Source organism: Streptomyces sp. NPDC026673 (assembly GCF_040638135.1).
Classification (GTDB): Bacteria; Actinomycetota; Actinomycetes; order Streptomycetales; family Streptomycetaceae; genus Actinacidiphila.
In genome coordinates this window covers 60,576-84,040 of sequence record NZ_JBEZXR010000007.1, presented here as the reverse complement: position 1 = coordinate 84,040, position 23,465 = coordinate 60,576, and the positions used below count along the sequence as shown (strand labels likewise).

At 73.4% G+C, this 23,465-nt stretch carries 17 protein-coding genes; 10 read left to right on the top strand and 7 right to left on the bottom strand.

Annotated features, from left to right (window positions below; all coding sequences use genetic code 11):
* Positions 1–84 precede the first annotated feature (84 nt).
* Positions 85–861 (bottom strand): TetR family transcriptional regulator, encoded by a 777-nt coding sequence (locus AB0F62_RS08215; RefSeq protein WP_361793669.1) that lies wholly within the window; start codon positions 859–861, stop codon positions 85–87.
* Between the two features lie 106 nt (positions 862–967).
* Positions 968–2,755, bottom strand: coding sequence for a 3-hydroxybutyryl-CoA dehydrogenase (locus AB0F62_RS08210; RefSeq protein WP_361793666.1), 1,788 nt, complete (start codon positions 2,753–2,755; stop codon positions 968–970).
* Between the two features lie 325 nt (positions 2,756–3,080).
* Between AB0F62_RS08210 and AB0F62_RS08205 the strand changes: the two genes are divergently transcribed.
* Positions 3,081–4,568: a HEAT repeat domain-containing protein gene (locus tag AB0F62_RS08205; protein ID WP_361793663.1), complete on the top strand. Its 1,488-nt coding sequence runs from the start codon at positions 3,081–3,083 to the stop codon at positions 4,566–4,568.
* On the opposite strand, the gene AB0F62_RS08200 is transcribed toward AB0F62_RS08205, so the two are convergent.
* The 3 genes from AB0F62_RS08200 to AB0F62_RS08190 form a co-directional block, all read right to left on the bottom strand.
* Entirely contained in the window at positions 4,534–5,049 is a 516-nt protein-coding gene (locus tag AB0F62_RS08200; protein ID WP_361793660.1) for a GNAT family N-acetyltransferase, read from the bottom strand. The two genes, AB0F62_RS08205 and AB0F62_RS08200, sit on opposite strands and share 35 nt — an antisense overlap.
* Before the next feature lie 63 nt (positions 5,050–5,112).
* The gene (locus tag AB0F62_RS08195; protein WP_361793657.1) at positions 5,113–6,180 is read right to left on the bottom strand and encodes an Rv2578c family radical SAM protein; all 1,068 of its coding nucleotides are present in this window, start codon (positions 6,178–6,180) and stop codon (positions 5,113–5,115) included.
* 161 nt (positions 6,181–6,341) lie between these two features.
* A complete protein-coding gene (locus AB0F62_RS08190; protein WP_361793654.1) occupies positions 6,342–7,508 on the bottom strand; it encodes an alanine--tRNA ligase-related protein in 1,167 nt (388 codons plus the stop codon).
* A gap of 336 nt (positions 7,509–7,844) precedes the next feature.
* Here AB0F62_RS08190 and AB0F62_RS08185 point away from each other — a divergent pair, with 336 nt between their 5' ends.
* The 8 genes from AB0F62_RS08185 to AB0F62_RS08150 all read left to right on the top strand — a co-directional run bounded on the left by AB0F62_RS08185 (position 7,845) and on the right by AB0F62_RS08150 (position 19,752).
* Positions 7,845–8,288: an SRPBCC family protein gene (locus tag AB0F62_RS08185; protein ID WP_361793651.1), complete on the top strand. Its 444-nt coding sequence runs from the start codon at positions 7,845–7,847 to the stop codon at positions 8,286–8,288.
* Between the two features lie 225 nt (positions 8,289–8,513).
* A complete protein-coding gene (locus AB0F62_RS08180) occupies positions 8,514–10,901 on the top strand; it encodes an MFS transporter (protein ID WP_361793648.1) in 2,388 nt (795 codons plus the stop codon).
* Between the two features lie 269 nt (positions 10,902–11,170).
* The gene (locus tag AB0F62_RS08175) at positions 11,171–13,699 is read left to right on the top strand and encodes a SpoIIE family protein phosphatase (RefSeq protein WP_361793645.1); all 2,529 of its coding nucleotides are present in this window, start codon (positions 11,171–11,173) and stop codon (positions 13,697–13,699) included.
* A 136-nt stretch (positions 13,700–13,835) separates the two neighbouring features.
* Positions 13,836–14,558 (top strand): class I SAM-dependent methyltransferase, encoded by a 723-nt coding sequence (locus AB0F62_RS08170; protein WP_361793642.1) that lies wholly within the window; start codon positions 13,836–13,838, stop codon positions 14,556–14,558.
* Positions 14,559–14,644: 86 nt separating this feature from the next.
* Positions 14,645–15,481 carry a M55 family metallopeptidase gene (locus AB0F62_RS08165; protein WP_361793639.1) on the top strand — a complete coding sequence of 279 codons (837 nt, stop codon included), beginning with the start codon at positions 14,645–14,647 and terminating at the stop codon, positions 15,479–15,481.
* The gene (locus AB0F62_RS08160; RefSeq protein ID WP_361793636.1) at positions 15,474–16,823 is read left to right on the top strand and encodes a M20/M25/M40 family metallo-hydrolase; all 1,350 of its coding nucleotides are present in this window, start codon (positions 15,474–15,476) and stop codon (positions 16,821–16,823) included. The genes AB0F62_RS08165 and AB0F62_RS08160 overlap by 8 nt, the downstream gene beginning before the upstream one ends.
* Positions 16,820–18,817 (top strand): prolyl oligopeptidase family serine peptidase, encoded by a 1,998-nt coding sequence (locus AB0F62_RS08155; protein WP_361793633.1) that lies wholly within the window; start codon positions 16,820–16,822, stop codon positions 18,815–18,817. The genes AB0F62_RS08160 and AB0F62_RS08155 overlap by 4 nt, the downstream gene beginning before the upstream one ends.
* On the top strand, positions 18,814–19,752 hold the full coding sequence (locus AB0F62_RS08150) for an LD-carboxypeptidase (RefSeq protein ID WP_361793630.1): 939 nt from the start codon (positions 18,814–18,816) through the stop codon (positions 19,750–19,752). Before AB0F62_RS08155 ends, AB0F62_RS08150 begins: the two co-directional genes overlap by 4 nt.
* Before the next feature lie 225 nt (positions 19,753–19,977).
* On the opposite strand, the gene AB0F62_RS08145 is transcribed toward AB0F62_RS08150, so the two are convergent.
* Complete coding sequence (locus tag AB0F62_RS08145) at positions 19,978–20,715, bottom strand: DUF4232 domain-containing protein (protein WP_361793627.1); 738 nt, start codon at positions 20,713–20,715, stop codon at positions 19,978–19,980.
* Between the two features lie 191 nt (positions 20,716–20,906).
* Between AB0F62_RS08145 and AB0F62_RS08140 the strand changes: the two genes are divergently transcribed.
* Positions 20,907–22,091: an Ig-like domain-containing protein gene (locus tag AB0F62_RS08140; RefSeq protein ID WP_361793624.1), complete on the top strand. Its 1,185-nt coding sequence runs from the start codon at positions 20,907–20,909 to the stop codon at positions 22,089–22,091.
* 30 nt (positions 22,092–22,121) lie between these two features.
* Here the strand turns inward: AB0F62_RS08140 and AB0F62_RS08135 are convergent, their stop codons facing one another.
* Positions 22,122–23,261: a serpin family protein gene (locus AB0F62_RS08135; protein WP_361793621.1), complete on the bottom strand. Its 1,140-nt coding sequence runs from the start codon at positions 23,259–23,261 to the stop codon at positions 22,122–22,124.
* Positions 23,262–23,465: the final 204 nt, after the last annotated feature.

Sequence of the window (23,465 nt, the reverse complement as noted above, 5' to 3'; positions counted from 1 at the left end):
AGCAAGGCGCCCCCGGCGCGAGGGCCTGGGGGCGCCGGTGGGGAGCCGGGGGCGGAAGGAGGACGCGCGGGCGCGATCGGGCCGCTACGCGCCCTTCAGGGCTTTTTCGATGGTCCGCATGACCTCGGCGGGAGAGGCGTCCGTGCGGGCCACGGCCACGATCACCTCGCCCTGCGCGGAGGTGAGGACGGGGACGGGGGCGGGGCGCCGGCCGATGCCCGTGCCGAAGGTCTGCTTGATGACCTCGAAGGCGTGGTCGAGCTGCGACTCGACGTCGCCCTTGCCGCCGGCGCGGAGCCAGCGGCGCAGCACGTGGTTGTGGGCGGCGACGACGGCGGAGGCCGCCACCTCGGCCAGCAGCGGGTCGTCGTCCCCGTCGTGGTGGGCGCCCTCGTCGAAGTGGCCCAGCAGATAGCGGGTGAACAGCCGCTCGTAGCGGGCCACCGAGGCGATCTCCCGCTCCCGCAGGATCGGGATCTCGCGGGTCAGCCGGTAGCGCTCCACCGAGACCTCGGGGGCCTCGGCGTACATCCGCAGCACCTCGGTGATGCCGCGGCACACCGTGTCGAGCGGGTGCTCGTGCGGGTCGGCGGAGTCCAGCACCTGTCCCACGCGCACCAGGGTGTCGTCGTGGTCGGGGAAGATCGCCTCTTCCTTGGAGCGGAAGTGCCGGAAGAACGTCCTCCGCGCCACGCCGGCGGCCGCGGCGATCTCGTCGACCGTGGTCGCCTCGTATCCCTGGGTCGCGAACAGGTGCATCGCCGCAGCGGCCAGTTCCTGGCGGACACGATGGCGCTGGGCGGTGGTGGAGGACGCGCGGGCGGGCTTCACGGGCTGGGACATACCGCGAACGTACTGCATTCCCGCTGCACCGTGGGCCGGGCCCGGCCTCCGGAGGCGGTGGGGCGGTCCCAGCAGACCGCCCCAGCCGCTTTGGCCGTCCCGTCCGTCCCAACCGCCCGCGTAATCAGCGGCGGGCATACTCGCGGAAGCCGCGGCCGGTCTTGCGGCCGAGGCAGCCCGCGGAGACCAGGTGCTCCAGCAGCGGCGCCGGCGCCAGGCCCGGGTCGCGGAACTCCTTGTGCAGCACCTGCTCGATCGCGAGCGAGACGTCCAGCCCCACGACGTCCAGCAGTTCGAAGGGCCCCATCGGATAGCCGCCGCCCAGTTTCATCGCGGAGTCGATGTCCTCGACCGTCGCGTAGTGCTCCTGGACCATCTTCACGGCGTTGTTCAGATACGGGAACAGCAGCGCGTTGACGATGAAACCGGCGCGGTCCCCGCAGTCCACGGCGTGCTTCCGGATCCGGCCGCAGACCTCGTGGACGGTGGCGTGCACGTCCTCGGCGGTCAGCACGGTGCGGACCACCTCGACGAGCTTCATGGCCGGCGCCGGGTTGAAGAAGTGCATGCCGATGACGTCCCGCGGGCGCGACGTCGCGGTGGCGACGGCCACCACGGGAAGCGAGGACGTCGTCGTGGCGAGCACCGCGCCCGGCTTGCAGACCTTGTCCAGGGTCGCGAAGAGCTGCTGCTTGACCGGCAGGTCCTCGGCGACCGCCTCGACGGCCAGGTCCACGTCGGCGAAGGCGTCCAGCGAGCCGGCCGCGGTCACCCGCGCCACGGCCGCGTCGCGCTGCTCCTGGCTGAGCCGGCCCTTGGCGACCGACCGGTCCAGCGACCTGGCGAGCGCCGCGACCGCCTTGTCGGCCTTCTCCTGGCCGCGGGCGGCCAGCACGACCTCGTATCCGGCCTTGGCGAAGACCTCCGCGATACCGGTGGCCATGGTGCCCGAGCCCGCGACGCCCACCGTGCGGACCGGGCGCCCGCCGGTGACACCGCCGGCCCCGGCCGGGGTCTCGCCGTCCGGGACCACGGTGGCGCTGCCGGGGGCCTCGTAGGTGTAGAAACCGCGCCCGGACTTCCGGCCCTTGAGACCGGCCGCGGTGAGCTGCTTCAGGATCGGCGCGGGGGCGTGCAGCCGGTCGCGCGAGGCCTCGTACATCGCCTCCAGGACGGTCTGGGCGGTGTCGATGCCGATGAGGTCCAGGAGGGCCAGCGGGCCCATGGGCAGACCGCAGCCCAGCCGCATGGCCGCGTCGATGTCCTCCCGGGTGGCGTACCGGGCTTCGTACATGGCGGCGGCCTGGTTGAGGTAGCCGAAGAGCAGCCCGTCGGCGATGAAGCCCGGCCGGTCGCCGACCGCCACCGGCTCCTTGCCGAGGGAGCGGACCAGTTCGGTCACGGCGTCCGTCGTCTCGGGTGAGGTCAGCACGGTGGAGACCACCTCGACCAGCTTCATGGCCGGGGCCGGAGCGAAGAAGTGCAGGCCCAGGACGCGGTCGGGGCGCGAGGTGTGCGAGGCGAGCTCGGTCACCGACAGCGCGTTGGTGCCGGTCGCGAGGATGGCGCCCGGCTTCAGGATCGCGTCCAGGGCGGTGAGGACCTCGCGCTTGATGTCGAAGTGCTCGGTGACGACCTCGATCACCAGGTCGGACTCGGCCGCCGCCGCCAGATCGGAGAAGGTGCGGAAACGGGCGAGGATGTCGCCGCGCTCGGACTCCGTGATCCGCTCGCGCTGCACGGCACGGGCGGTGGAGGCCTCCAGGTTGGTGACGGCGCGGTGCGCCGCCGCGTCGTCGATCTCGATGCCGATCACCTCGTGGCCGGCACGGGCGACGACCTCGGCGATGCCGGTGCCCATGGTGCCGAGACCGATGATGGCGACGGTGCGGAAGGGTCGTGGACGGTCCATCGCGGAACTCCGAATGCTGAGGGTCCGCGCCGTGCGTCTCTGCTGCGCAGGCGCGGGCGGGAGGAGGAGTCGAGGGGCCGCGGGGGTGCGTACGCGTGCGTGTGCGTACCCGCGTGAGAGTGCCGGCGAGCCCTGTCCCGGGGCTGCGCCGCGATGGTGCCGAACCGACAACGGCGGCGCACGGCGGCTGCGTCACCAGGCCGCTGCGTGCATTGGTTAGAGGCTAACCGGTGAGTAACCTCGGCGCCACCCCTCCCGCCCATGTGATTTGCATCGCCGCCAGATGAGCGCGCCATTAGGGTGAGCGCACGGGAGAGGGGGGACCGTGGGACGAGTGCACGGGGGCGGTGGTCACGCGGCCCGGCGGGCGGCAGAGCTGTACGGGGCCGTGCGGGCCGGGGAGACCGACGTCGCCCGGCTGCGCGAGCGGGGGGAGCCGCGCCGCGTCCTGGGGCTGCTGGAGTTCGCCGGCCAGGGCCGGTGCGAGGAACGCGACGCCTATCTGCGGCGGCTCGCCGCCTCCCCCGACGCCGCCGCCATGGTGCGGCCCTGGCTCGGACCCGCCGAGCGCGCGCGCCTCGACGTCGCGGGCGGGCGGGCCCCCGCCGTCCCACCGCTTCTGGCCATGCTGCCCCATGGCACGGAGGAGGAGCGCCGCTACGCCCTGGAGGCACTGGCGGTCAAGCGCGCCATGGAGGCGGCGGGACCGCTCTTCGGCCTGCTCGGCGTGCTCGGGCCGGACGACCCCTCCTGGTACCCGGGGCTGGTCGAGGACACCGTCAGCCGCATCGTCATCGGTCGCCCCCCGCCCTCTTGGCACCGGCCATCCGGGACCGACCCCGTTCTGCCCGCCGCCTGCGTGCCCCTGCTGATGCGCCAGGCCCGCCAGGCGGCGCCCCGCGTCAGGCGGCTCGCCCTGACCCTGATCGGCTGCGACCGTGACCCGGCGCACCTGGACCTGTTCGTCGCGGCCGCCGGCGACCCGGACCAGGAGGTGGCCTCGACGGCGCTCGTCGCCCTCGGGCGGCTGGACGTTCCCGCCGCCAGGGACCGCCTCGCCGCCGTGCTGACCGAGCCGTCCCGCTCCGCGCAGCAGCGTCTCGTCGCCTCCGTCCTGCTGGGACGGGCCGGTGACCGGCGTGCCTTCGAGACCCTTGTCCTCTTCCTCAACCACCGCGACGCCTGGAACACCCTTGCCGCGGCCGAGGCACTGACGCGGCTGGGGGATCCGCGGACCGCCCGTGCCGCCGCCGCGCTCGCCACGAACCGGCTGCGGATCGCTTACGCCCTCGCCGCCGTGCGCCTGCTGGGCCGGTTGCGGGCGCCCGAGTCGCTGCCCGCGCTGACGTCCACCCTCACCTGGCTCCTGGACGAGGGCCGGACGGTCCATCAGGCGGCCGCCGGTTGCGTGGAGGAGCTGGGACGGCTCGGGGACGCGCGGGCGGTGCCCGTCCTGACCCGGGCCGTCGCGGATCCCCGCCTGCGCGCCGCGGCCGTGGACTCGCTCGGCCGCATCGGGGGCCCCGAGGTGCTCGGGACGCTGCTCGCGGCCGCGTCGGACGAGGGAGACGAGGTGCGCGCCGCGGCGGCACGCGGCCTCGCCCGCTACGGGGACGAGCCCCGCGCGACCGCCGCGCTCGCCGGGCTGTGCGCGCCGCCGTATCCGAGGCGGATCGTGCGGGCCCTGGTGCGGTCGGGTGACCCCGTGGCCGCGCCGGTGCTGGCCGCGGCGCGCGGAGCGGCACCGAGTGCCGCCACGCGCCGTCTGGCCGGGCGCTTCAGGCCAGATCCGTCGCGTACCGCAGCTCCCTGAGCGGGATGCCGTCGTACATCTCGAGCTGGTCGGCGCCGTCCGGCGCGAAGCCCGCCCGCGCGTAGAAGCGCAGCGCACGCGCGTTGTCCGCGAGCACCCACAGGCGCAGGCTCCGGAAGCCGCGCTCGCCGGCCCGGGCCCGCACGGCGTCCATGAGCGTCCGGCCGGCGCCGTGCCCGACCCGGTCGGGGCGTATGTAGATCGCGTACAGCTCCCCGACCTCGGCGTCGTCCGGCTCGCCCCGGTAGGGACCGAACGCCGCCCAGCCCGTCACCTCGTCGCCGTCCGTGGCGACGAGGTTGTCCACCCGGTCGCCGCCCGCGTCGAACCACTCCTTGCGGCGCTCCGCGTCCGCCTCGACGTCCATCGCGTCGAGGTACGACCCCGGCACGATCCCGGCGTAGGCCGCCTGCCAGCCCCGTACGCGGATCGCCGCCACGGCGTCGATGTCGTCGCGGGTCATCACCCTCACATCCGTCATGGCCGTGACGTTAAGGGGGCGGTGCCGGGAGGGCACCCGGTTTTCGCGAGGCCGGGCGCGAGCTCAGATCAGCGTCAGCTGGGTCGGCTCGGGGGGTGCCGCGGGCGTCTCGGAAGCGGCCTCCTCCGGTGCCTCCGGTGCCTCCGATGGCTCCGATGCGAAGCCCCGGCGCGCGGCCCCGGACCGGCTGGGTCCGATCCCGAACTCGGCGGCGAATTCGTGCACCTGGCGCGTGATGCGCCGCTGATACCAGGTGGGGGCGTAGGCGCCGCCCGCGTAGAGCGCCTTGTACCGGGAGACCAGTCGCGGGTGGTGCACGGAGAGCCAGGCCATGAACCACTCCCGCGCCCCGGGGCGCAGATGCAGCACCAGGGGGGTGACGGAGGTGGCTCCGGTCCCTGCTATCGCGCGGACCGTCTCGCGCAACTGCTCGGGCGAGTCGCTGAGGTACGGCAGCACCGGCGCCATGAGGACGCCCGACGGAATGCCGTGCTCGTTGAGGGTGCGGCAGACCTCCAGCCGCTTCGCCGGTGACGGCGTGCCCGGCTCCACGGTGCGCCACAGGTCCCGGTCGACAAAGCCGACGGAGACGGCGGTGGACACGTCGGTGACCCGGGACGCCTGCACCAGCAGGTCGAGGTCACGCAGGATCAGCGATCCCTTGGTGAGGATCGAGAAGGGGTTGGCGTGGTCGCGCAGGGCGGCGAGGATGCCCGGCATGAGCCGGTAGCGGCCCTCCGCGCGCTGGTAGCAGTCCACGTTGGTGCCCATGGCGATGTGCTCGCCCTGCCATCGGGGCGAGGCGAGCTCACGGCGGAGCAGTTCGGGCGCGTTGACCTTGACGACGATCTGGGAGTCGAAGTCCAGGCCGCTGTCGAGGTCCAGGTAGGTGTGCGTCTTGCGTGCGAAGCAGTACACGCAGGCGTGGCCGCAGCCGCGGTAGGGGTTGATCGTCCACTCGAACGGCATCCGGGACGCCCCGGGCACCCGGTTGACGATCGTCCGGGCGCGCACCTCGTGGAAGGTGATGCCGCGGAACTCGGGGGTGTCGAACGTACGGGTCACGGCGTCCACGCCGAAGAGCGCCGGTGTGGTCGCCGCCGTGTCGCGGCTCAGGTTGTCCCACCTCATGCCGCCTCCTTCGTTGCTCTCCTCCCGAGAATAGAACATCTGAGCGATTAGCGTCGAGGGGGATCCGGGGGATTCCCGGGGCCACCGCGAAGGGCCACACGCGCCTGACGGGCCCCGAGCGCCGCTTTCGGCACTGCTCGGGGCCCGTCAGGGGCTTCCTGTCACTCGGGCCGCAGGCTCCGGACGAGGTCGCGCGGCAGACCGTGGGTGTCGTGGAGGTAGTGGAGGTCCTCCTCGTCCAGTGGGCCCCGGAACCGGGGCCGGGCCAGTACCTGGCGGCCGCGCTCCAGGAGCCGCTCGAACCGGCGCTCCTCATCGAGCAGCACCCGGTGCACGTCGTCCGGATCGGTCCCCTGGCGGAAGTGCTCCAGGGTGTGCCGGACCAGCTCGTCGGGGAGGTCTCCGAGGCCGCGCGACGGATCGTCCCGCCACAGGGCGGTGAGCACCCGGCGCACCAGCCGGCGCAGTACGTAGCCGCGGCCGGTGTTGGCCGGGCGCACCCCGTCGCCGATCACCACCACGGCCGAGCGCAGGTGGTCGCAGACCAGACGGAGCGACGGTTCGTCCAGTGGCCACAGCGGCGGGACGAGACGGCGCCAGGGGTCGAAGACATCGCACTCGAACACCGAGGTCCGGCCCTGGAGCAGCGAGGCCAGCCGCTCCAGGCCGAGTCCGGTGTCGACGTTGCGCTGGGGGAGCGGCACGAGGGAACCGTCCTCGAGCCGGCGGTGGCGCATCATCACGTGGTTCCAGACCTCGACCCAGCGGCCGTCGCGGGTGGGTGTGGACCGCGGCGGGGTGTCGCCGGTCCACAGGAAGATCTCCGAGTCGGGGCCGCACGGGCCGGTCGGCCCGTTGGACCACCAGTTGTCCTCGACCGTGAGCTCCACGGGGACCCCGTGCTTCCCCCACAGCTCCAGGGAGTCCGTGTCCGGCCCCGTGCGGTCGTCGCCGCCGAACACCGTGACGTGCAGGCGCCCCGGGTCGATGCCGAAGCCCTCGGTGAGCAGTCCGTAGCCCCAGTCGAGGCTCCGCGGGCCCTCGTAGTCGCCGAGCGACCAGGTGCCGAGCATCTCGAAGACCGTCAGATGGGTGGGGTCGCCGACCTCCTCCAGATCCGTGGTGCGCAAGCAGCGCTGCACATTGACCAGTCGCCTGCCCAGAGGGTGCGGGCGGCCCTCCAGGTACGGGGTCAGCGGGTGCATGCCGGAGGTGGTGAACAGCACCGGGTCCCCGGGCGGCGGCAGCAGCGTCGAGCCGGTGATGCGGCGGTGGCCGCGTTCCTCGAAGTACTCGACGAACGTGCGGACGATCTCTTCGGTGTTCATGGAGGGTGGCTCCTTCGCGTGGCGGGCGGGGAGGCACCGGACAACGGGTCCGCGCGATCACCGGAATCGCGACGGGGAGCCACGAAACCACCGGCGGGCCGTTCCCGGTCGCCGGTGGTGAGGAAGGGGGTATGTCAGGCGGCGGCAACCGGCGAGCTGGTCGCTCGCGCGGTCGCGGTGCTGCTGTGGCCGATGACGTTCATGCGGCCGACGATAACGCGCCGCGGCCCGTGAGGGCACCTGGTTTCCCGCCGGGTGGGGCAGGCCGATTTCGCGGGCACGCGGCCATGGTGATTGGCTTGCCACCGACGGCACACGGATCGACGGAGGACGGCGATGGCACAGGTCGAGGCGACCACGCAGCGAGAGATCGAGGCGAGCCCGGAGAGCGTCTTCGCGGCGCTCGCCGACTACTCGGGCACCCGGCAGCGGCTGCTTCCCGAGCAGTACAGCGAGTACGAGGTACGCGAGGGCGGCAGCGGTGCGGGCACCCTGGTGCACTGGAAGCTGCAGGCGACCGAGAAGCGCATCCGGGACTGCCTCTTCGCCGTGACCGAGCCGACCCCGGGACAGCTGGTCGAGAGCGACCGCAACTCCACCATGGTCACCACCTGGACGGTCACCCCGGCCGGCGAGGGCCGCGCCAAGGCGGTCGTCACCGCCACCTGGACCGGCGCCGGCGGCATCGGCGGCTTCTTCGAGCGCACCTTCGCCCCCAAGGGCCTCAACCGCATCCACGACGCGGTGCTCGCGCGGCTCGCCGCGGAGACCGAGAAGTAGCGGGCGGCACAAGGGAGGCGGCCGGAGTCGGGTGACGCCCGGTCGCCTCCCTTGGCGTGCCGTACGTGCCGTACGTGCACGCGCCCGCACGTGCCCGGTCCCCGCCCGGTGGGCGCACGCCGGTGGGCACGTCACTTGAAAGGGTGGATCTGCCGCGCTCCGGCGCATCCCCGGCGCCCCTGATCGTTGTCGCAGGGCAGGCGCGACGAGGGGAACGGTACGCAGATGGGCGGCACCACCGGGACGACGCTGTCCGAGGAGACCGGCACCCTCACGGACGGGGCCGGCGTCGGCACGGGCCCCGAGGACCGGCCCGTACCGGTGCCGCAGGACGACGGCGCGCCCGTCACGGGGCTGAGCCCCCGCAGGGTCCGACTGGTCTTCCTCGGGCTCATGCTGACCCTTCTGCTGGCCGCCCTCGACCAGATGATCGTGGCGACCGCGCTCCCCAAGATCGTCGGCGAGCTGCACGGTCTGGACAAGATGTCCTGGGCCGTGACGGCCTATCTGCTCGCTTCCACCGTCGGGCTGCCGATCTACGGCAAGCTCGGCGACCTCTTCGGGCGCAAGAGCGTCTTCCAGTTCGCCATCGTCGTCTTCGTCATCGGCTCCGCGCTCGCCGGCTGGTCGCGTTCCATGGACGAGCTGATCGCCTTCCGCACCATCCAAGGTGTCGGCGGCGGAGGGCTGATGATCGGCGTCCAGGCGATCATCGCGGACATCGTCCCGCCCCGGGAACGCGGCCGCTACATGGGCCTGATCGGTGCCTCCTTCGGCCTGGCCTCCGTGGCGGGGCCGCTGCTCGGCGGGTTCTTCACCGACCACGCCTCGTGGCGCTGGTGCTTCTACATCAACGTGCCGTTCGGGCTCGTCACCCTGGCCGTCATCGCCGTCGTCCTGAAGCTGCCGCGGCCCACCACGCGCCCCCGGCTGGACGTGCTCGGCGCGCTGCTGCTGGCGGCCGGCTCCACCTGCCTGGTGCTGCTGACGAGTTGGGGCGGCACCACATACGCCTGGCGCTCGGACGTGATCATCTGGCTGGGCGCGGGATCCCTCGGCTGCGCCGTCCTGTTCGTCGTGGTGGAACGGTTCGCCGTGGAACCACTCATCCCACTGCGGCTCTTCCGCGACGGCGTCTTCACGCTCTCCGCCCTCATCGGGGCCGTCGTCGGCGTTGGCCTCTTCGGCGCCGCCAGCTATCTGCCGACCTTCCTGCAGATGGTGAACGGGGTCAGCGCCACCGAGTCCGGACTGCTGATGCTCCCCATGATGCTCGGCGTCGTCCTGGCCTCCGTCGTCTCCGGCCAGATGATCAGCCGCACCGGGCGCTACAAGGTGTACCCGCTGGTCGGCGGGGCGCTCTCGGTGGTCGGCATGTGGCTGCTGTCGCTGCTGGAGACCGACACCCCCCGCGTCGAGTACAGCGTCTACATGGGGGTGCTCGGCCTGGGCATCGGCCTCGTCCTGCCGGTGCTGATCCTCGCGGTGCAGAACTCCGTACGTCCCGCCGACCTCGGCGCCGCCACCAGCGCCAACAACTACTTCCGGCAGATCGGCGGCTCGGTCGGAGCGGCCGTCTTCGGCACCCTGTTCGCCAACCGGCTCGCGGACGGGCTCGCCGACCGGCTGCCGCGCGGCGTCGATCTGCCGGACCCGCAGTCGATCACCCCGCACATGGTGCACGCGATGCCGGCGCCGCTGCGCGACGCATATGTGCGGGCGTACGCGGAGGCCATGCCGCGCATCTTCCTCTACCTGGTGCCGGTGCTCGCCCTCGGCTTCCTGCTCGCCTTCCTGCTCAAGGAGAAACCCCTGGTGACCCAGCACGTCCCCACCGCCCGCAAGGCCGAGACCGTCGGCGTCCCGGTGTGCGGCACTGTCCAGCACGCCGACGGCAGCACCGTGGGCCGTGCGGCGCTGACCCTCATCGATGTGACCGGCCGCCAGATCGGGCGCGGCGCCACAGGCGAGGACGGGCGCTATGCGCTGAGCACCCCGGGCAGCGGCAGCTATGTGCTGATCGCCGCCGCCGGCGGACACCAGCCGCAGGCCGTCAGCGTGACCGTCGGGGAGCGCCCGGTCGAACTCGACGTGGTGCTCGGCGGGGCCGGCCGTCTCGCCGGTACGGTGCACACCGCCGACGGCACGGCCGTACGCGAGGCCACCGTCACCCTCACCGACTCCCGGGGCGACGTGGTGGCCACCGCCCGTACGGGCCGTGAGGGCGACTACGTCCTCAGCGACCTCGTCGCCGGGGAGTACACGCTCGCCGCCAACGCCCCCGCCTACCGCCCGGCGGCGCTGCCCGTGTCGGTGCACGCGGCCCGGGAGACCCGGCAGGACGTCGAACTCGCGGGCGGGGCGATGCTGCGCGGTACCGTCCGCGGGCCGGGCGGCGGCCTCGTGGAGGACGCCCGGGTCACCCTGCTGGACGCGGCGGGCAACGTCCTGGACACCGTGACGACCGGCGCGGACGGCGTCTTCCGCTTCGTGGACCTGGCCGCGGGCGAGTACACGGTCGTGGCCTCGGGGTATCCGCCGGTGGCCACCGTGCTGCGACTCAGCGGCGGCGAGCGCACCGAGCGTGACGTGCACCTGGGGCACGAGGACTGACACGAGGACTGACACGAGGGCCGGCACGAGGGCCGGCACGAGGTGGACGCGCGGGGCTGAAGGGCACCGCGGCGGGCGTGTGCGCGCCCGCGTGCGCCCCAGCGCGTCTTCGGCCTCACGCGGGCGCACGCCTGATTCGTCCAATGCCCTACGCGGCACCCGGTGTCGGCCGTACCGTGGTGGCGGAGCCGCAGATCTTGCGCCGGGGGCCGACCACCCCGGGCCACGGCCGGGCTCCTGGCACCGCAGGGGAAGGAGCCGGACGCGTCATGCAACGTCGCACTCCGCCGGGGGAGGAGAGCCGCGCCGCGCTGCCGGAGCAGCGGACCGGGCTCTCCGGACGCATCCCGCTCGCCGTGGTCGTGGTGGACGGCGACGGGCTGGTCTCGCACTGGAGCACGGGCGCCCGCAAACTCTTCGGGCGCACCAGGGAAGAAGCCATAGGGCACCCCGCCGTCGACCTGCTGCCCGTCTCCGGAGCGCTCCGCGACGAGGACGCCTCCGGCACTTCCGCGGCACCGGGCGACGGCACCGCGCACGACGGCCGGGCCCATCCCGGGCCCGACCTGGACGCCTCGCTCAGCGGCGCGACCGCCTACCCCACCGCGGGCCGGGCCCGGCTCAACCAGGGACTCGCCCGGGACCCCGGCGGCTTGCCGGCCGACGTCCTGTGGTGGGCGTACCCCCTGGTCGGCCCGGGCCCCGAGCGGCTCCTCGTACTCGCCGCGGACGCCGCCCAGTTACAGGACGAGGGCGACGGCACACCCGGGGAGTCCGAGCGGATCGCACCAGGATTCGCCCTGCACACCGAGTTCCCGGGCGCTGACGGCCTCGCCAAGCGGCTCCCCGAGATCCTGCCCAGCATGAGCGTCGCCGAGAGTGGCCGGATCGTCTCCCAGGTGCTGGAACTCGGCTACCCCGTCCTCGAGATCAGCCGCCACGACCGGGTGCCGGTCACCCCAGACTGGGGCGTGCCACGGCGGGACGAGCGCAGGGCCCGCAGAATGCGCGCCGCCCGCGAGGCGGCGGCCGACCCGCGCGCCGCCGCGTCCGAGGAGCCCGCGCCCGACCTCGAGTACGCCGCCGTCCGCGAGCGCCTGGAATTCCTCAACGAGGTCAGCGGGCGCATCGGCAGCTCCCTGGACCTGGCCCGCACGATCCAGGAGGTCAGCGCCGCCGTCGTACCGCGCTTCACCGACGTGGCGGGCACCTACCTGCGTGAACAGGTCCTGGCGGGCGAAGGCTTCCCCGACGGGCCGCCCGACGTGACGACGATGTGGTACCGGGTCGCCCTGGAGCACACCGACGAACCCGGCCGCTGGGACGATGTCGTCCCGGTCGGCGAGTCGATGCCGTTCCCCGAGCACACCCCGTTCTTCCAGTGCATGACGAGCGGCCAGCCGGTCCTGGTGCCCAGGATCACCGAGCCCATGGGCGAGGCCATCGCCTCGCAGTTCGAGAAGCGGGACATCCGGCCGCTGATCACCGGGCGCTCGATGCTGGTCGTGCCGCTCAAGGCGCGCAACGTCGTCCTCGGCTTCATGATCCTTCTGCGCCACGGTGAGCGCCCGCAGTTCAACGACATGGACCGTGTGACGGGCGCCGAACTGGCCGCCCGCGCGGGGCTCGTCCTGGACAACGCGAGGATGTACACGTACCAGGAGAACGTCGCCGACACGCTGCAGGACAGCATGCTGCCGCAGATCACGCCGCGCATGCCGGGGTGTGACGTGGCGACGCGCTATCTGCCCGGCACTCGACTGGGCCGGGTCGGCGGCGACTGGTTCGACAGCATCAAACTGCCCGGCTCCCGGCTCGCCCTCGTCGTGGGGGACGTCATGGGTCACGGGCTCAACGCGGCCGCCATGATGGGCCAGCTCCGTACCGCGGTGCAGACCATGGCGGCGCTCGACATGCCGCCCGCGCAACTGCTGCGCAATCTCGACGACCTGGCGCAGCGCCTCGGCGAGCACTATCTGGCGACCTGCCTGTACGCCGTGTACGACCCGATCCGGTCCGAACTGCTCATCGCCAACGCGGGCCACATCCCGCCCGTGCTGGTGCGCGCCGAGGACGGACGCAGCGAGCTGCTGGACGTGCCGACGGGCGCGCCGATCGGCATCGGCGGGGTGCCCTTCGAGGCGGTCCGGTTCGCCGTCGCACCCGGCGACCGGCTGGTGCTGTGCACGGACGGTCTGGTGGAGGTGCGCGGCCAGGACATCGGGACCGGGCTCGCCGCGCTGTGCGAGAGCGCCGCGCATCCCGCGGCCTCGATGGACGACGCCTGCGACACGATCATCCGCGCCCTCAATCCACCGGGCGGCCGCAAGGACGACGTGGCCCTGCTGATGGCCCGGCTCAACGGCATCGCCCGCGAGGACGTCGTCACCTGGCAGCTCGCCCTCGACCCCCGCGAGGTCGGCAGGGCGCGTGTCCTCACCCGGGGCGCGCTGGAGCGCTGGGGCCTGGAGGAGGCCGCCGAGGCGGCCGAGTTGATGGTCGGCGAAGTGGTCACCAACGCCGTCCGGCACGCGCATTCCCGGCACGTCGAGCTGCGCCTGGTCCGCACCGACGCCCTGCTGTGCGAGGTCACGGACGACGACCACGCCGTTCCCGTCCTGCTGAGCGCCGGTCCCGAGGACGAGTCGGGACGGGGACTGCGGATCGTCAGCCGGCTGGCCCGGGAGTGGGGTGCGAGCCGCACGGCCCAGGGCAAGACGGTCTGGTTCGAGCAGTCCCTGCCGTGGCGGCGGACCGGCGGGCGGGACGGCGAAGCCCCCCGCGGCCTTCGAACGTAGCGAACGCCAGGTCACGACTTCCGCCGCACTCTTGCCCACGCCGACCGGTGGCGGTAGCAACGACCCTGACGGGGCATCGGGCCGCCCGGCCGGACACGGCCGGGCGGCGACGGACACGTGGACCTGGGGAGATCGCATGGACGTCACCGGTACGAACCTGCGGGCGTGGGAGAACTTCTGGCGGGATGCCCCGGACGGACCCGGAGGGGTTTTCTGGGATGCGGAGGCGGAGGTCACCGCGGCTCTCCACCTCCCGCTCTTCGAGGCCCATTTCGACCCGTCGCTCCCGGTCGTGGACCTCGGCTGCGGCAACGGCACCCAGACCCGTTTCCTCGCCGAGCGGTACGGGCGGGCCGTCGGCGTGGATCTCGCGGCGGCCGCGATCGGCCACGCGCGGCAGCAGGACCCGGACGGCGTCGCGGAGTACCGCCGGCTGAACGCGGCCGATCTCGACGCGGTCCGGCGGCTGGGCGGGGAACTGGGCGAGGTGAACGTGTACATGCGCGGGGTGCTCCACCAGTGCCTTCCCGAGGAGCGCGCACCGCTGGTCGAGGGCATCGCCCTGCTGACCGGCGGCCGCGGCCGCGTCTTCGCCGACGAGCCGGCCGAGTCGGCGAAGGGCGTGCTCGGCGGGCTCGCGCAGGGGCCGGGCGGCCCGCCGGCCAAGCTCGCGGCGGTCTTCGCGCACGGGATCGCGCCGGCGGAGATGCCGGACGAGACGATCCCGGAGCTCTTCCGCGCCGCGGGGATGGAGGTGCTCGCGCGCGGTGAGGCCGCGCTCGTGACGACGGAGCGGCGGGCGGACGGCTCGCGCATCGAGGTACCGACGAACTGGCTGGTGGCAGGGGGTGCCGGCTGAATTTCACAGGTCTCGGCCACTGAAGTTTTCCACAGGCGGGGCGGGGGCCTGGTGTGCGGCGGTGACTTTGCGTAACGTTCCGTGCCATGAAGATCCTGATCAGCGCGGACATGGAGGGCGCCACCGGCGTGACCTGGCCCGGCGATGTACTGCCCGGCACGGAGGGGTGGCAGCGCTTCCGGCATCTGTTCACCTCCGACGTGAACGCGGCGATCGCCGGCTTCTTCGACGGCGGCGCCGACGAGGTCCTGGTCAACGAGGCCCACTGGTCGATGCGCAACCTGCTGCTGGAGCAGCTGGACGAGCGGGCGCAGATGGTCACCGGCCGGCACAAGGACCTGTCCATGGTGGAGGGCGTGCAGCACGGCGATGTCGACGGCATCGCCTTCGTCGGCTTCCACACGGGTGCGGGGACCGAGGGGGTGCTCGCCCACACCTATCTGCCCAATTCCATCACTGGCGTGTGGGTCAACGGCAGCCCGCCGGCGAGTGAGGGCCGGCTGAACGCGCTGGTCGCGGCCGAGTACGGGGTGCCCGTCGTGCTGGTCACGGGGGACGACCGGACCGGTGTGGACGCCCGGGACTACGCGCCGGAGGCGCGTACCGTCGCCGTGAAGGACTATGTGTCGCGGTACGCGGCCGTGTGCCGGCCGCCGGCCCGTACTGCGGCGGACATCCGCGCCGCCGCCAAGGACGCCGCGGCGCTCGCGGTGCGGCACGAGCCGGCGCGGGGCGGGCCGTTCACGATCGAGGTCGAGTTCGACGCGGCGCACCTGGCGGGGGCCGCCGCGGTGGTGCCGGGCGTGGAGCGGACGGGCGAGCGCCGCGTCACGTACACCTCACCGACCATGTACGAGGGGATTCGCTGCTACAAGGCCGTGACCACCCTCGTTTCGGCAGCAGTGGAGGAGCAGTATGGCTGACACCCGGGCACTGGACGAGGCGGTCCGCTTCACCTCGGAGCTGATCCGGATCGACACCACCAACCACGGTGGCGGGGAGGGCAACGAGCGTCCCGCGGCGGAGTACGCCGCGCAGTTGCTCGACGAGGCCGGGATCGAGGCGCGCATCCTGGAGTCCGCGCCGGGCCGGGCCAACGTCGTGGCACGGATCGAGGGCACCTCCGGCACCTCCCGGTCCGGGACCGGCGAGGGCGCGCTGCTGGTCCACGGCCACCTGGACGTGGTGCCCGCCCGGGCCGAGGACTGGAGCGTGCATCCCTTCTCCGGCGAGGTGCGCGACGGCGTGGTCTGGGGCCGCGGCGCCGTCGACATGAAGGGCACCGTGGCCATGGTGCTGGCCACTCTGCGCTCCTGGGCCCGGCAGGGCCTCCGACCCGAGCGGGACATCGTGCTGGCGCTGACGGCCGACGAGGAGGACAGCGCGACCTACGGGGCGACCTACCTGGTCGAACAGCACGCCGAGCTGTTCCGCGACTGCACCGAGGGCATCGGCGAGTCCGGCGGATTCACCTTCCACGCCGGGCCCGGGCTGCGGCTGTACCCGGTGGCGGCGGGGGAGCGCGGCACCGCCTGGCTGAAGCTGACGGCACACGGCAGGGCCGGGCACGGCTCCAAGGTCAACCGGACCAACGCCGTGACGCGGCTCGCCGCGGCCGTCGCCCGCATCGGCGAGCACCGCTGGCCGGTGCGTATCGTGCCCACCGTCCGGGCGGCGCTGACCGAGCTGGCGGCGCTGCACGGGGTCGAGCCCGACTTCGACGACGTGGACACCCTGCTCACCAAGCTGGGCGCCGCCTCCGCGCTGGTGGAGCCGGTGGTCCGCAACAGCAGCAACCCGACCGTGCTCGAGGCCGGCTACAAGATCAACGTCATTCCGGGCACCGCGGTCGCCCATGTCGACGGACGGGTCCTGCCGGGCGGCGACGAGGAGTTCACGGCCACGATGGACGAGCTCACCGGACCGGATGTCGAGTGGGAGTTCCACCACCGCGAGATCCCGCTGGAGGCGCCCCTCGACGCCCCGGTCTACGCGGCGATGAGGGAGGCCCTCATCCACTTCGACCCGGACGCCCACGTCGTCCCGTATGTGATGGGCGGCGGCACCGACGCCAAGCAGTTCTCCCGGCTCGGCATCAAGGGGTACGGCTTCTCGCCGCTCATGCTGCCCGAGGGGTACGACTACGCGGGGATGTACCACGGCGTCGACGAACGGGTCCCGGTGGAAGGGCTGCACTTCGGTGTCCGCGTACTGGACCGTTTCCTGCTGGGCCGGCAGGCCACCACGGATGGAGATGCCCGATGACGCGTGCCCCGATCATCGCCCCCTACGGCGCCTGGGAGTCCCCGGTCGACGCCCGTACCGCCGCCTCCCACGACGGCCGCCCCGAGTTCCCCGGCTTCGTCGGTGACGAGGTGTGGTGGACGGAGCCGCGGCCCGCGGAGGGCGGGCGCCGCGCCCTCGTGCGGCGCCGCGCGGACGGTTCGGTCGGCAGCCTGCTGCCCGCACCGTGGAACGCCCGTACCCGCGTCATCGAGTACGGCGGGCGGGCCTGGGCGGGCGCCGGCCGGCCCGGGGCGGGACCACTGATCGTCTTCTCCCACTTTCCCGACCAGCGGCTCTACGCGTTCGAGCCCGATGTGCCGGATGCCGAGCCGCGGCCACTGACCCCGCTCTCCCCGGTCGGCGACGGGCTGCGCTGGGCGGACCCGCAGATCCATCCGGACCGTGGGGAAGTGTGGTGCGTGATGGAGGAGTTCACCGGGGAGGGCCCGAGCGACGTGCGCCGGGTCGTCGCCGCCGTCCCGCTGGACGGATCCGCCGCCGAGGATCGCTCCGCCGTGCGGGAACTCTCCGACGACTCCCATCACTTCGTGACCTCGCCACGGCTCTCCCCGGACGGACGGCAGGCGGTGTGGATCGCCTGGGACCACCCCCGGATGCCCTGGGACGGCACGGAGCTCAGGCTGGCCGCCGTCGGCGCGGACGGCACCTTCGGCGCCGCCCGGACGATCCTCGGCGGCCCCGCCGAGTCCGTCGCCCAGGCGGAGTGGACGGCGGACGGCACCCTGATCGCCGCCACCGACCGTGAGGGCTGGTGGAATCTGCACCGCGTCGACCCGGCCACGGGTGAGGCGGTCAACCTGCGCCCGGAGCGGGAGGAGTTCGCCGGGCCCGGCTGGCAGATGGGGGCCCGCTGGTTCGCCCCGCTCGACGCCGGAACGCTGGCGGTCCTGCACGGCAGGGGGGCGCAGCGACTCGGGATATTCGACCCGGCGACCGGGGAGCTGACCGACGCGCCGGGACCGTGGAGCGAGTGGACCGCGGCGCTGTCCACCTCCGGCACCCGGGTGGTCGCCGTGGCGGCCTCGGCGCGCACCTCCTTCGAGGTCCTCGAACTCGACACGTGCACGGGCCGTACGCGGGTCATCGGTGCCGCCCACCACGACATCGTTCCCCCGGAGTTCCTGCCCGATCCCGTGGAGCGCGTCTTCACCGGCCCCGGCGGACGGGAGATCCACGCCCAGCTCTACCCGCCGGCGAACCCGTACTTCGCGGCGCCCGAGGGCGAGCTGCCGCCGTACGTCGTCTGGGTGCACGGCGGCCCCACCAGCCGGGCGCCGCTCGTGCTCGACCTGGAGATCGCCTACTTCACCTCCCGGGGCATCGGGGTGGTCGAGGTCAACCACGGCGGGTCCACCGGATACGGGCGTGCCTACCGCGAACGGCTGCGCGAGCAGTGGGGCGTCGTCGACGTGGAGGACTGCGCGGCCGTCGCGAGGGCGCTGGCCGAGGAGGGGGCCGCCGACGGGCGACGGCTCGCGATCCGCGGCGGGAGCGCCGGCGGCTGGACGAGTGCGGCCTCCCTGACCGGCACCGACGTCTACGCCTGCGGCGTGATCAAGTACCCGCTCCTCGACCTCGGCGGGTGGGCCGAGGGCGGCGAGACCCATGACTTCGAGTCCCGCTATCTCGACTCGCTCATCGGGCCCTACGCCGAGGTCCCCGAGCGTTACCGCGACCGCTCGCCGATCACCCGGGCCGATCGGCTCACCGCGCCCTTCCTGCTGCTGCAGGGGCTGGAGGACGTGATCTGCCGACCCGTGCAGTGCGAGCGGTTCCTGGAGCGGATCAAGGGACGCGGCGTACCGCACGCCTACCTGACCTTCGAGGGCGAGGGCCACGGCTTCCGCCGCGAGGACACCATGATCACCTGTCTTGAGGCCGAACTGGCCCTGTACGGGCAGGTCTTCGGCTTCACCCCGCCATCCGTACCGCCTCTGGAGCTCACCAAGTGACACCGCTCGTCCCGCTCATCCGCCCCCGCCGCCTCGTTCCCGGTGACCGTGTCGCCGTTGTCGCCCCCAGCGGTCCCGTGCCCCGGGAGCGGCTCGACACGGGGCTGGACATCCTGCGCGGCTGGGACCTCGACCCGGTGGTGGCGCCGCACGTCCTGGACCGCCACCCCCGTTTCGACTACCTCGCCGGTCAGGACACCGCGCGTGCCCGGGACTTCCAGGAGGCGTGGTGCGACCCGACCGTGGCCGCCGTGTTCTGCGCGCGCGGCGGCTACGGCGCCCAGCGGATGGCAGACCTCCTGGACTGGGAGGCGCTGACGGCAGCCGGGCCCAAGACGCTTCTCGGCTTCAGCGACATCACCGCGCTGCACGAGGCGTTCGCGGTGCGGCTGGGCCTGGCCACCCTGCACGGCACGATGATCGCCGCGGAGGGGTTCCTCAAGGACGAACCCACGCGGGCCCAGCTGCGGGACACCCTCTTCGCCCCCGAGCGGACCCGCGTGCTCGGCGCGCCGGGCGCCCGGGCCCTCGTCCCAGGGACGGCACGCGGTGTCACCGTCGGCGGCTGCCTGGCCCTGCTCGCCTCGGGTCTCGGCACCCCGGACGGGCGGTCCGGGGTGGCCGGCGGCATCCTCCTGCTGGAGGACATCGGCGAGGAGCCGTACCGGATCGACCGGATGCTGACCCAACTGCTGCGCGCCGGCTGGCTGGACGGCGTGGCCGGGATCGCGCTCGGCTCCTGGCGGGACTGCGGCCCCTACGAGGAGGTGCGGGAGGTGCTCCACGACCGGCTGGGCGGACTCGGTGTCCCGGTCGTCGAGGAACTGGGCTTTGGGCACTGCGAGACCAGCCTGACCGTGCCACTCGGTGTTCCCGCCGTACTGGACGCGGACGCGGGCACCCTCACGGTGGAGCAGTCCGCGCTGGACGGCTGACGCCGAGACGGCCGGGCCCGGGCCGGATGTCGGCCCGGGCGGGCGCCGGATCGGGCCGGCCCCGGCGGACCGCGGTGTCCGCCAGGGCCGGTGCCGCCGGGATGTGTTCGCACCTTGCGGTCGGGAGCCGGTGTGCGTCGCCGACGGCTCGGTTCGCGGCTGCACCGCCGGTGCCGTGCGGCGTTGCCCGTCGCCGTGGGGATCGGTGGCGCCGTGCCGCCGTCCTCAGGACGGTTCGGCCGCCGAGAGCGCGGTCACCGTCACGACGCCGTCGCACTCGGCGAACACCCCGTCGTCCAGGGCGACCTGGTGCCTGCCCGCGCCGCCGGGCAGGCCCAGCACCATCGTCGGGTACTGCACCGGTGCCTCCCCCGACACGCAGTAGCCGTCGCCCTCCCCCTGCACCTGGTGGAACGTCAGCTTCACCCAGGCCCGACCGCCCGGTGCCAGCGTGACCGGTGCGGCCGCCCCGGTGTGCCGGACGGTGAGCGGCACATTCATCTCCGGCGAGCCGTTGGCCGCACCCGCCACCGTGGGGAAGCCCTCCACGGCACAAGGCGCGCCCGAGGTGTTGGTGAATCCCACCACGGCGGCCCCGGTCCCCGTGCCCTGGGGACGCACGGCAGCCTGGTGCGCCGCGGTCGCCTCGAGGTCCTCCGCGCCGCAACGGCCCGCGGAGCCGCCGGAGCCGGATCCCCCAGAACTGCCGGAGCCACCTGAGCGGCCGGAGCCCCCCGAGCCAGCGGAACCCCCGGCGCTCGCGGACGGCCCCGTCGCCGGCGTCGCGGTGGAGGTCGGCAGCGTGTCACCGGGGGTCCCCGACGGCGAGGCCGTCAGCGGTGCGGTCGGCGAGGGTGTGTCACCCGCGACGTCGTCGTCGCCCTGGCATCCCGTCAGCAGCACCGCCGCCGTCGTCACCAGCGCCGCCGTGATGGCGGCCCGCCTCGTGCTCCTGCGCTCCATGACATCCCCCAGCTGTTCTGCCCGGCCCACCGCCGGTGTTCGCCGCGGAACACGAGGTCCGGCCGCATCCGGGTTCCGGGGGTACACGCCTGGTACGGAACGGTGACGTCACGGAGTCGTCCGGCATGTGGTGAATCGCGCCGGGCCCGGGCAGGAGCAGAGATACGACTCGACTGGGGAGGAGCCGTCAGATGACCAACGACCGCACCCGGATCCGGATCCCGCGCGCCCGCGCCGCGACGCTCGCCCTGGCCGTCGCGGCGTCACTCGCCGCGTGCAGCAGCCCCGGTGGCGGCGGGCCCCACGCCGCGGAGCCGCGTCCGGCGATCGCCGTCGCGCCCGCCTCGGGAGGGCGCGCGGTGCCGGTCGACCGCAAGGTGACGGTGCGGGCGACCGCCGCGCGGATCGACTCCGTGCGCGTCACCGCTCCCGGCCCCGGACCGCTGCGCGGGACACTCGCGTCCTCCAAGGAGAGCTGGACCTCGGCGGCTCGGCTGGCGCCCGGCGTGACCTACGACGTCCTCGTCCGGGCCACCGGCTCCGACGGCAAGAGGCTCACCGAGCGCACCTCCTTCACCACCGCCGAGCCCGCGCGCACCGTCGTGGGGGAGTACCACCCGGACAAGGGCACCACCGTCGGTGTCGGCATGCCCGTGTCGATCGTCTTCAACAAACCCATACGCGACCGGGCGGCCGTGGAGCGCAAGCTGGGCGTCACCGCGAGCCCGGCGGTGGACGGCGCCTGGAGCTGGATGAAGGACTGGAGCGGCCGCGACCGGGTCGACTACCGGCCGCGCTCCTTCTGGAAGGCCGGAACCGATGTCACGCTCCGCATGGAGCTCGACGGCGTCGACACGGGCGGTGGTCTCTACGGCACGCAGAACCGCGTCGTCCACTTCCGTATAGGCCACTCGGTCGTCACCACGGTCGACACCGCCCGCAAGACCCTCACCCTCCGCCGGGACGGCGAGGTCCTGCGCACGCTCCCCGTCTCCACGGGCAAGCCCGGCTTCGAGACGTGGAACGGCACCATGGTCGTCCTCGAGAAGACGCCCAGCATCACCATGAACTCCCGCACCGTGAACATCTTCGGCCCCGAGGCGTACCACCTGAAGGACGTGAAGTGGGACGTCCGGCTCACCACGTCGGGCACCTTCGCGCACGCCGCGCCCTGGAACGAGGGCAAGTTCGGCCGGGTCAACGGCAGTCACGGGTGCATCGGGCTGAGCACGGCCGACGCCAAGTGGTTCTACGAGCACGTCTCGCCCGGTGACCCGGTGACCGTCGTCAACTCCACCGACACCGTCCAGATCAACAACGGCTACGGTGCCTGGAACGCGAGCTGGGCCGACTGGCGGGCCGGGAGCGCCTTGTGACCGCACCCCGCGCACCCCGTGATCCGTGGGTCAGGGCGTCACCCATCCCGCCACGAGCACCACGGGGAAGCGGCGGTGGACGGCGAGGAAGCCGAACGGGCGGAGGAACTCGACCCGCACGCGCCGGGCTTGATGCGCCTGGCCGGGAGCGCTTCCGGCGATCATGGAGATGGCGGTGACGGCGGCGGCGCGGAAACCGGTCGCGCTGAAGGTGGCCGTGGCCGACTGCTTCGCGGCGCCCACGGCCAGGGGCTGCGGGCCGCTGATGCCGGGGAAGTGCCCGGCGCCGCTGTTCCGGGCGGTGCGGAGCCCGAACAGCGCGTCGTGCTCGAGGAGATCGTGCTCGGCGTCGATCGTGAACGGCACGGTGGTCAGATCGAGTGCGGGCGCAGGGCTGAAGCTCGTGACGTCCTCGACCGTGACCCCCGGTCCGGGACGCCCGTACGGCAGCAGATTGCCGGGCAGCACCTGGTACGCCCCGTCGAGGGCGCCCACCCCGGCGGCGATGACCTCGCCGGGGGCGACGTGATCGGGGCCGAGCAGCAGATGGACCTCGAGTCCGCTGGTGCCGTTCACCTTGGCCATGGTCAGCGGGCCGAAGGGGGTACCCGCGACGCCTGCCATGTCGAGGTGCGGAGTGCTGCGGAAGAGCCTCCCGGTGTGGTGGTCCCGGAACGGTTCGGCCCAGTCGGTGCGCAGGGCCAGCGCGTTCGCGAGCAGGAGGAGGGTGTCCCGGTCGACGGCCACCGGCATCCTGGGGATCATGCCGTCGGTGCGGTCCGCGGCCCAGGCGTCGAGGGTCTTGCGGTCGACGGCGGCGTCGCCGGTGAACCGCCCATGAGCGCCGGCCGGGAGCAGGGAGAGCCAGCCGGGCACCAGCGGGAGAGTGGCGCGGGTCCACAGGCCGACGGCGGTGTCGATGCCGTCCATGCCGTCCAGCCGCGCCAGCAGCGGGCCCGAGGCGCCGGCCGCCGTCGCGGCGTCCGTGCCGACGGCCTGTTCCAGTTCGGCGCGCGCCGGGCCCGCGGCTCCCGCCGCGAGCAGGGCCAGCAGCGGCCACACACCCGCGGCCGAGAAGACCGTCGCCCCGGTGCGGCTGCCGCCCATGGCCTCGCGGGCCCATCGCGCGGTCAGTCCGTTGACCGCGCGCACCAGCGTCCGGTCGTCCATGTCCCCACCCCCGTCGGCGTCGTCCGCGTCAAGGGATCATCGCAGCGGCCGGGCAGACCGCCAAGGCGCTGCGCGGTTCCCGGCGGCGGCAACCGCGCCTCAACGCCGCGCAACAACGCCGCACCTCAACGCCGCACCTCAACGCCGCACCTCAACGCCGCACCTCAACGCCGGGCTTCACCGCCGCGCCTCACCACCGCGTGT